Source organism: Streptomyces anandii JCM 4720 (genome assembly GCF_014650655.1).
GTDB classification, from domain to species: Bacteria; Actinomycetota; Actinomycetes; order Streptomycetales; family Streptomycetaceae; genus Streptomyces; species Streptomyces anandii.
Map to the genome: position 1 here is coordinate 149,572 of NZ_BMVJ01000008.1, position 2,346 is coordinate 151,917.

At 65.5% G+C, this 2,346-nt stretch carries 2 protein-coding genes; both read right to left on the bottom strand.

The window, feature by feature from the left end; all coding sequences use genetic code 11:
- Nucleotides 1-509 precede the first annotated feature (509 nt).
- Nucleotides 510-1,799: a citrate synthase gene (locus IE249_RS16585; protein WP_189705597.1), complete on the bottom strand. Its 1,290-nt coding sequence runs from the start codon at nucleotides 1,797-1,799 to the stop codon at nucleotides 510-512.
- A gap of 275 nt (nucleotides 1,800-2,074) precedes the next feature.
- The coding region (locus tag IE249_RS37520) for an ATP-binding domain-containing protein (protein ID WP_229858668.1) at nucleotides 2,075-2,346 on the bottom strand (272 nt) is incomplete at its 5' end.

Genomic DNA, 2,346 nt, shown 5'->3' on the forward strand with positions numbered 1-2,346 from the left:
GCAGATCACAGTGATGTGAACGTAACCATCGAAGGGGTTCGAAGGTCTAAGTTGGCGATGTCAGGAAGCGTCTTGGGGGGCGCGGACTGACGTCTGGGGATGTCTTGGGGGACTTCCCCGGAGATGCGTTGCCGGGGCACGTACACCGGGAAGCTTTGAGCGGCCCTCCCGCGCGTGCGCTGTCCCGGCAGATCGCACAGCAGTACGCCAAGCAGTACGGCACAGCGGTACGGCGAAAGCCGTACGGCAGCACAGAGGTACGACGACTTTTGCTCGTTGTGCTCACAGCGATTCAGGCGCTGGTGTTCCAGACGCCCGGCCGGATCCCGTGGGGGGAATCCGCACCGGGACATGGGAAGGCGCCCTGGTCGTCGGCCCGTGGGGGGACTGGCGCACCAGGGCGCCTTTCGCTTTTCCTGCCGGTACCGCCCGCCACTGGGCCCCGCCCCGCGCGGACTGCGCGGACACGGGGCCCGAAGTGGGAGTGGGAAGGCGTCGCGCCTCCCGGATCAGCGCTCCTCGACCGGAACGAAGTCGCGCTGGACCACGCCCGTGTAGATCTGGCGCGGGCGGCCGATGCGGGAACCCGGCTCCTTGATCATCTCGTGCCACTGGGCGATCCAGCCCGGCAGCCGGCCGAGGGCGAACAGGACCGTGAACATCTCGGTCGGGAAGCCCATGGCCCGGTAGATCAGGCCGGTGTAGAAGTCGACGTTCGGGTAGAGCTTGCGCTCGACGAAGTAGTCGTCGGACAGCGCGTGCTCCTCCAGCTTCAGGGCGATGTCGAGGAGTTCGTCCTCCTTGCCCAGCGCGGAGAGCACGTCGTGCGCGGCGGCCTTGATGATCTTGGCGCGCGGGTCGAAGTTCTTGTAGACCCGGTGGCCGAAGCCCATCAGGCGGACGCCGTCCTCCTTGTTCTTCACCTTGCGGATGAAGGTGTCGACGTCGTTGCCGGAGTCGCGGATGCCCTCGAGCATCTCCAGCACCGACTGGTTGGCGCCGCCGTGCAGCGGGCCCCAGAGGGCGTTGATGCCGGCCGAGATCGAGGCGAACATGTTGGCCTGCGAGGAGCCGACCAGGCGGACCGTGGAGGTCGAGCAGTTCTGCTCGTGGTCGGCGTGCAGGATGAGCAGCTTGTCCAGCGCGGAGACCACGACCGGGTCCAGCTCGTACTCCTGCGCGGGGACCGAGAAGGTCATGCGCAGGAAGTTCTCCACGTAACCGAGGTCGTTGCGGGGGTAGACGAACGGGTGACCGATCGACTTCTTGTACGCGTACGCCGCGATCGTGGGGAGCTTGGCGAGCAGCCGGATGGTGGAGAGGTTGCGCTGCTTCTCGTCGAACGGGTTGTGGCTGTCCTGGTAGAAGGTCGACAGCGCCGAGACGACCGACGAGAGCATCGCCATCGGGTGGGCGTCGCGCGGGAAGCCCTTGTAGAAGTTCTTGACGTCCTCGTGCAGCAGGGTGTGCTGCGTGACCTCGTTCTTGAAGGTGGTGAGCTCGTCGATGGTCGGCAGCTCACCGTTGATCAGCAGGTAGGCCACCTCCAGGAAGGTGGAGCGCTCGGCCAGCTGCTCGATGGGGTAGCCGCGGTACCGGAGGATGCCCTGCTCGCCGTCGAGATAGGTGACGGCGGATTTGTAGGCGGCGGTGTTGCCGTAGCCGCTGTCCAGAGTCACCAGACCGGTCTGGGCGCGGAGCTTCCCGATGTCGAAGCCCTTGTCGCCGACGGTGCTGTCGATCACCGGGTAGGTGTACTCGCTGCCGTCGTACCGCAGTACTACAGAGTTGTCGCTCACGTCTTCCCTCACCGACGTAGTGCCTCATCTTCGAGGTGCCCTGACTGTCTCTACCATCCCCCATTTGGCTCAGGAGAGTGCACTCGGGGTCGACCATTGGGCCTATTGGCGGCACTCAGTGCCGTCAACCTGCTCATCCTGCCCGCTCGATCCGGCCACGGGAAGTGCTCTGTGACCTTTACGACTCGTTTGATCGATCATTTTTTGTGACGCGGGGTCAGAAAGCCCTTGCGGGCGCCGCGAGCGGCGAATTCCGGCCCCGGGGGCGGCGTCTTTCAGCCGCCCGCGAGACGGAAGTCCAGCGCCGTGCAGCGCCGGCCGGCCGACACCGTGCGCACCGCCTGGCCGATCGCCCTGCGCGAGCCGACGAGGACCACCAGCTTCTTCGCCCTGGTCACCGCCGTGTAGAGCAGGTTCCGCTGGAGCATCATCCAGGCTCCCGTGGTGACCGGGATCACCACGGCCGGATATTCACTTCCCTGGGAGCGGTGAATGGTCACCGCGTACGCGTGTGCCAGTTCGTCCAGTTCGTCGAATTCGTACGGAA